We start from the raw sequence: 6,710 nt of genomic DNA, 5'->3' as shown, positions 1-6,710 counted from the left end.
GCCACGGACGCCCGGCCCGCGGTCGTCGGGCGCCGCCGGGTGCGGGGCGGCGGGCCGGGCCGGGTGGGCGGCGGGGAAGGGATCGGTGTCGAAGATGTCTTCCTCGAAGAGGTCGTCGTGGAAGTCGTCGGCCTCGAAGGGAGCGGCTTCGAAGGGGTCGGCGGGAGCGCCGTCCGCCACCGCCGGTCCGGCCGGCGCTCCGGCGGCCGGCGTACCGGCGACCGGGCCGTCCGGGTATGCCGCGCGCTCCTGGTAGGCGTTCCGCTCCTCGTCCAGCCGTCCGATCAGCTGGACGAGCTCCTCCACGGACCTCCCGGTGGCCGCGGCCCGTACCGCCTCCTCGTTGCAGTGCGGTTCCACCTGCGTGCGGTGCAGGAGCGACATCAGCCGGGTCACCTCCTCCACCGGCCGGCACGCGGCCGCGGCGCGGATCGCCTCGTCGGCGCTGTCCGCGTCCCGTGGTGGCCGCGTCAGCAGGGCCACCAGCCGGGTGACGTCCTCGACGGACCGGTTCACCCCCACCGCCCGCAGGGCGTCGACCGTGGCCTGCGCGTACTCGGGGGACTCCTCGAGGAGGGTGATGAGCTGGACGACCTCCTCCAGCGGCCGTTCGGCGACGGCGGCACGGACCAGGCCGTCGACCGGCCCGCCCCGTGGCGGACCGGGATCACCGCCGGCCGGCTTAGTCCGGTCCGGTGGCCGTCCCGCCACGGGTGGTGGTGGCGCCGCGGGCGGTGCACCGGTGACCGGCGGGCCGACCGCGACCGTGTCCCTGCCGGGTATGCCGGACTGGTTCGAACTCGAATTCGAATTCGGTGATGTAGAGCTGGTGGTCATGCTCGCTCCCTGGGAAGGGTGCCGCCGTCCCTGCGCCCCCGTAACGCGACACGCGAACTTGGTCCCATTACTAGGGGCGCCGACGACCACCCGCCACCCGAGTGGGGCAGTGGTGTGACGGAGCGGGTCCGCGCGGGTGTCCCACCTCACACGCGGTACGGCGCGGGCCGCGGAACAATCGTCCGTGGTCCGCCGTTCCTCCCTACGTGGCTGCGGAGGGGACAGTGTCCCCGGGCCTCACCTCTCGCCCATGGGGACGATCGTCCGGCTGAAGCCCCATGGAGCCTTTCGCCGCGAGGCGACCGCCCTCCGCACGCCACCCCCTACGGGCCCCGGCTGGTTCCCCCCGTCCAGCCGGGGCCTTCCGCGTGCGCGAAAGGCGTTCGGACGGGGGCGTCACAGCTGCCGCAGCACGCTCACGACCTTGCCGAGGATCACGGCCCCGTCGCCGGGGATCGGCTCGTACGCCGGGTTGCGCGGCATCAGCCACACCCGGCCGCCTTGGCGGCGGAGCTGCTTGACGGTGGCCTCGTCCTCGATGAGGGCCGCGACGATGTCGCCGTGGTCGGCGCTGTCCTGGCGCCGTACGGTGACGACGTCCCCGTCGCAGATCGCCGCCTCGATCATGCTGTCGCCGGAGACCGTGAGCGCGAACAGCTCGCCCTCGCCGACCAGCTGCCGGGGCAGCAGGTAGACGTCCTCGACCATCTCCTGGGCGAGCAGCGGCGCGCCCGCGGCGATCCTGCCCACCAGCGGCACCTCGACCGGGGCCTCGGTCCGCGCGTCCAGGTCGGGCGCCCACGAGGAGCGCACCCGGTAGGCCCGCGGCCGGTGCGGGTCCCGGTACAGCACGCCCTTGCGTTCGAGCACCATCAGCTGGTGCGCGACGGACGACGTGCTCGCCAGGCCCACGGCCCGGCCGATCTCCCGCATCGACGGCGGGTAGCCGCGCCGGCGCACCTCGTCACGGATGAAGCGGACGACGGCCTCCTGGCGCCGCGTCAGCTCCCCCTCCACGGAACGCACGCCCGGCGGTCGGCCCCGCCGCACTGTCGCGCTCTGCTCCATTCCGGGCACCTCCGTACAAGATCCCACTTGCCGTGACCCTAACCCGGCACCCCGTCCCGAGGGAACGGCGCGGCAGGTGCGCACCGCCGCCGCCACGGGGCCGAACGGGTCCTGATGATCGTCCGGCCACCGTTTCGGCTCCACCGCCGGGGTACTCGACAGGCGCCACCACCCGATCCGGCCGGAGACTGGTGTCCGGTCCGTTCCGATCGGCGCGGGCCGGCCGGCGAGACCAGGACGCTACTGCCATGAACCACGCACCACACGCACCGGAGCACCCCGGGGACCGGAACTCCGCCCTGCCCGGCGGCGCACCCGCCGCCACCACCCACGCCGTGTTCGGCGCCCCCTGCTGGGTGAGTCTGACCAGCCGCGACCTGCGGGCCGCGGAGAACTTCTACCAGGCGGTCCTGGGGTGGGAGTGGCGGGTCACCAGGCTGGGCGACCGCTTCCGCATCGCGCTGGCGGACGGGGCGCCCGTCGCGGGCATCGCGGGAGAGTCCTCCCGGTGGCCGATGCCCGTCGTCTGGACGCCCTACTTCGCCGTGCAGAGCGCGGACGAGGCCGTGTCCCGGGTGCGCGAGCGCGGGGGCACGGCGGCGGTCGGGCCGCTCTCCTTCGCGCCCGGCCGGGCGGCCCTGCTCGCCGACCGCGACGGGGCCGCCTTCGGGATCTGGGAGGGCGAGCTCGTCAGTGACTGGGAGGTCTGGCGCCGGGTCGCCCCCGCCTTCGTCAGGCTGCACACCCGGGACGCCTTCGAGGCCGCCATCTTCTACGGCCAGGTGCTGGACTGGGCCTCGGACCGCCCCGGCGGCTGCGAGGTGCACTACGAGGGCGACGAGGTGGTGCTGCGCAGCGACGGGGACGTCGTGGCGAGGATCAGCTCCGGGGCGCTGGAGGAGGCGCCCGACCCGACGATCCGGCCGCACTGGCAGGTCCACTTCGCGGTGCCCGACGTGGCGGCCTGCGCCCGGGCCGCGCAGGGACACGGCGGTACCGTCCTGCGGCAGAGCGGCACCGAGGCGGTGCTCTGCGATCCCGACGGGGCCCACTTCACGGTGACCCCGCACGCGCCGCCGACGGCCTGAAGCGGACCTTGGACGGCCGTGACAGCAGCACCAGGGCCCGCGCCTCGACCGTGACGTCCGTGCCCGCCTTGTGCTCCACCTCGTCGAAGGCGCCCTGCGGGTCAGCGGTGTCGACGCGGGTCGTCCAGCGCTCGCCGTACGGGGCGTCCGGCAGCCGGAACGGCATCGGCCCCCAGTAGCTGTTCAGCAACAGCAGCAGCGAGTCGTCGACGATCCGGCGCCCGTACGCGTCGCGTTCCAGGGCGTCGCCGTTCAGGAAGGCGGCGACCGCGTGGGCGTCACCGCGCCGCCAGTCGGCGTCCCGCATCTCCCGGCCGTCGGGGAGCAGCCACACCAGGTCGGGCAGTGGCTGCTCGGCGCGCGCGGACGTGTCACCGCGGAACCAGCGCCGCCGGCGCAGGACGGGGTGGGCGGCCCGCAGCGCGATGAGGCCGCGGGTGAACTCCAGCAGTTCGCGCTGCTCGTCGTCGAGCCGCCAGTCGACCCAGGAGACCTCGTCGTCCTGGCAGTAGGCGTTGTTGTTGCCGTGCTGGGTGCGGCCCAGCTCGTCCCCGTGGAGCAGCATCGGGATGCCTTGCGAGAGGAAGAGGCTGGCCAGGAGGTTGCGCTGCTGGCGGGCGCGCAGCCCGAGCACCGCCGGGTCCCGGGTCGCGCCCTCGGCGCCGCAGTTCCAGGACCGGTTGTCGCCCTCCCCGTCCCGGTTGTCCTCGCCGTTGGCCTCGTTGTGCTTGTCGTTGTACGAGACCAGGTCGCGCAGGGTGAACCCGTCGTGCGCCGTCACGAAGTTGACGCTCGCGCGCGGGCGGCGCCTGCTGTGCTCGTAGAGGTCGGGCGAGCCGGTCAGCCGGGAGGCGAACTCGCCGAGCGTGTGCGGCCCGGTCCGCCAGAAGTCCCGTACGGCGTCGCGGTACCTGCCGTTCCACTCCGACCACAGGGGCGGGAAGTTCCCCACCTGGTAGCCGCCCTCGCCCACGTCCCAGGGTTCGGCGATCAGCTTGACCCTGCTGATCACGGGGTCCTGCTGGATCAGGTCGAAGAACGCCGACAGCCGGTCCACCTCGTGGAACTGCCGGGCCAGCGTGGCCGCGAGGTCGAAGCGGAACCCGTCCACGTGCATCTCGGTCACCCAGTACCGCAGCGAGTCCATGATCAGCTGCAGGACGTACGGGTGCCGCATCAGCAGGGAGTTCCCGGTGCCGGTGGTGTCGTAGTAGTGGCCGAAGTCACCGTCCACCAGGCGGTAGTACGAGGCGTTGTCGATGCCGCGGAAGGAGAGCGTGGGGCCCTTCTCGTTGCCCTCGGCGGTGTGGTTGTAGACCACGTCGAGGATGACCTCGAGCCCGGCCGCGTGCAGGGCCTTCACCATGGACTTGAACTCGGTGACCTGTTCGCCGCGGGTGCCGTGGGCGGCGTAGGCGTTGTGCGGGGCGAAGAAGCCGATCGTGTTGTAGCCCCAGTAGTTCGACAGGCCGCGGCCCTGCAGGACGCCGTCCTGGACGTACTGGTGCACCGGCATCAGCTCGACGGCCGTCACCCCCAGCGAGGTGAGGTGGTCGAGGACCGCCGGATGGGCGAGGCCGGCGTACGTGCCGCGCAGTCCGGGCGGTACCTCGGGGTGGGTGCGGGTCAGCCCGCGCACGTGCGCCTCGTAGATCACGGTGTCGGCGTAGGGCCGTCTGGGCGGACGGTCCTCGCCCCAGTCGAACGCCGGGTCGGTGACCACGCCCAGCATCGTGTGTCCGGCGCTGTTGGCCGGGGAGGGGCCGCCGGGGGTGCGCTCGAAGAGCGAGGCGTGGTTGTCCACCTGCCCGTCCACCGCCCTGGTGTACGGGTCCAGGAGCAGTTTGCGCGGGTTGCAGCGGTGGCCGGCGGATGGGTTCCAGGGGCCGTGCACCCGGTAGCCGTAGCGCTGCCCCGGGCCCACTCCGGGCAGGTAGCAGTGCCACACGAAACCGTCGACCTCGGTCAGCCGGACGGACCGGGAGGTCCCGTCGTCGCCCACGAGGACCAGGTCCACCCGCTCGGCGACCTCGCTGAACAGCGCGAAGTTCGTGCCGTCGCCGTCATGGGAGGCCCCCAGCGGGTAGGGGTCCCCGCTCCACGCGGGCACCTTCCTCCGGTCCCGGTCCCGGTCCCGCGCCGCCGGACGTGCCGTCACCGGGCCTCCCCGAGGTCGTCCGGGGTGAGGAGGGACGCGGTGGCGAACACGGGGACCGGCTGCGCGCGAGGCACGTCGCGGGCCTCCCGCGCCTGGGGCTCGGGCGCCGTCGGGACCAGGGGCACGCCCTCGCCCGCCCGGGCCCGTTGCGAGAACCAGATGACCATGCCGCCGGTGGCCGTGGCGCAGCAGCCCCACCCGTCGCTGAGCGCGGCGATGAGGGCGAGGCAGGTACGCAGGTCGGGGTCGGGGCGCAGGGTGCGGTCGGCGCGGCCGATGGCGGTGATCAGGTGCTGGTGGTTCCACCACATCTCGATCGACGTGTTCTTGTCCGTGGCGTGCTCGTCGATCGCGCGCAGCAGCAGCTCGGCGCCCTGGCAGACGGGCTCCACGAGCGTGTCCAGGTCCCAGAACCGGAGGTGGGCGGCGAGGATGCGCCTGACCTGGCCGACCCGCTCGGGGCTGACGCGCACATCCAGGTGGTAGTAGCAGGGCACTGCGGTCTTCATCGTCGTTGACTCCTCACCGGCGAGGCTCCGCCCGTCGTCGGCCTTGCGGACCGGGCCCCGAGACGCAGCGTGAGCGGTGATCGCTTCTGAGTCACTCCAGCCTGTAAGCGGTAGTCCATTCGTGCAACACGAGCGACTCCGGAGGCGGTTGAAAAGCCAACAGGACGGTGGGTCGCCGCCCGTGCACCATGAGGGGGACCCGGCCCCGCGAGGGACCGGTCTCCCCCGTGCACGACCGCCGCCCGGCGTCCGGGCGGCGGTGCACCGTCGTTACGCGTGGAAGGTGACGAGCCATGCTGCTGCCTGCGAAGAACGAGGTCGCCCGGCATCTGGAGCGTTACCGGGCCTGGGAGCGCGTGATGCTGGCGGCGCCCTTGGACCGCATGGCGCGCGGCAGTTTCGAGGACTCGGGCTACACGCTGTGCGTGCTGATGGGCAAGCGGTGCGCCAGGGAGGCCGTGGAGGCCGCCGAGCACTATCTGGGGGCGGGCCCCCTCACCCGTCCGCCGGAACGGGCCGGCTTCCCGCAGGAGCAGGAATGGGGCGCCGCGCCGCTGGGATACGCGCGGGCACCGGCATGCACGCGAGGGCCGGGATTCGCCCGTGGCCCCGGATTCACGCAGGGACCCTGACCGGCGCGACCGGCGCGGGCGCGGACCGGCGCTCTCCGGCGGGACCGCGGGCAGGGAGACGGCAACCGGGTGGGGACGGCACCCGGAGGGGGACAGCACCCGGTCGGGCACGCCTCGTCGTGGCCACGGCCCCGGCACCACGGAGGTGAGCCCCATGAAGGCGTCGCAGACGTCGTCCCCGGCCGTCGGCCGCATTCCCGTACGGGAGGTCCGTCCCGCCGTGGACTGCGGCGGCCGTCCCGCGAAGGCGGTGGTGGGTGAGGAGTTCGAGGTCTCGGCGACGGTGTTCCGGGAGGGGCACGACGCGGTCGCCGCGGACGTGGTCCTGACGGATCCCCAGGGGCGTACCGGGCCGTGGACGCCGATGCGGGAGCTGGCGCCCGGTACCGACCGCTGGGGCGCCACCGTCGCGCTGCCC

The 6,710-nt window shown here is 73.5% G+C and carries 6 protein-coding genes and 1 pseudogene; 3 read left to right on the top strand and 4 right to left on the bottom strand.

Annotation, left to right across the window (positions count from 1 at the left end):
* Positions 1-522 (bottom strand): annotated as a pseudogene (locus tag UW392_RS67215) (hypothetical protein); the annotation flags it as partial.
* Positions 523-1,233: 711 nt separating this feature from the next.
* The gene (lexA, locus tag UW392_RS60775) at positions 1,234-1,905 is read right to left on the bottom strand and encodes a transcriptional repressor LexA (protein ID WP_320784098.1); all 672 of its coding nucleotides are present in this window, start codon (positions 1,903-1,905) and stop codon (positions 1,234-1,236) included.
* 248 nt (positions 1,906-2,153) lie between these two features.
* Between lexA and UW392_RS60770 the strand changes: the two genes are divergently transcribed.
* The gene (locus UW392_RS60770) at positions 2,154-2,993 is read left to right on the top strand and encodes a VOC family protein (protein ID WP_320784097.1); all 840 of its coding nucleotides are present in this window, start codon (positions 2,154-2,156) and stop codon (positions 2,991-2,993) included.
* Here UW392_RS60770 and glgX read toward each other — a convergent pair.
* Positions 2,959-5,151 carry a glycogen debranching protein GlgX gene (glgX, locus tag UW392_RS60765; protein ID WP_320784096.1) on the bottom strand — a complete coding sequence of 731 codons (2,193 nt, stop codon included), beginning with the start codon at positions 5,149-5,151 and terminating at the stop codon, positions 2,959-2,961. The genes UW392_RS60770 and glgX overlap by 35 nt on opposite strands.
* Positions 5,148-5,660: a pep a2 gene (locus UW392_RS60760; protein ID WP_320784095.1), complete on the bottom strand. Its 513-nt coding sequence runs from the start codon at positions 5,658-5,660 to the stop codon at positions 5,148-5,150. The genes glgX and UW392_RS60760 overlap by 4 nt, the downstream gene beginning before the upstream one ends.
* A gap of 293 nt (positions 5,661-5,953) precedes the next feature.
* Here UW392_RS60760 and UW392_RS60755 point away from each other — a divergent pair, with 293 nt between their 5' ends.
* Both UW392_RS60755 and UW392_RS60750 read left to right on the top strand, forming a co-directional pair.
* The gene (locus UW392_RS60755; RefSeq protein WP_320784094.1) at positions 5,954-6,292 is read left to right on the top strand and encodes a DUF5133 domain-containing protein; all 339 of its coding nucleotides are present in this window, start codon (positions 5,954-5,956) and stop codon (positions 6,290-6,292) included.
* Between the two features lie 154 nt (positions 6,293-6,446).
* A partial coding sequence (locus UW392_RS60750; protein WP_320784093.1) for a maltotransferase domain-containing protein occupies positions 6,447-6,710 on the top strand: 264 nt, incomplete at its 3' end.

Source organism: Streptomyces sp. CRN 30, from assembly GCF_034105845.1.
The sequence above is the reverse complement of the archived record's forward strand: the minus strand, read 5'-3'. Positions and strand labels throughout refer to the sequence as shown.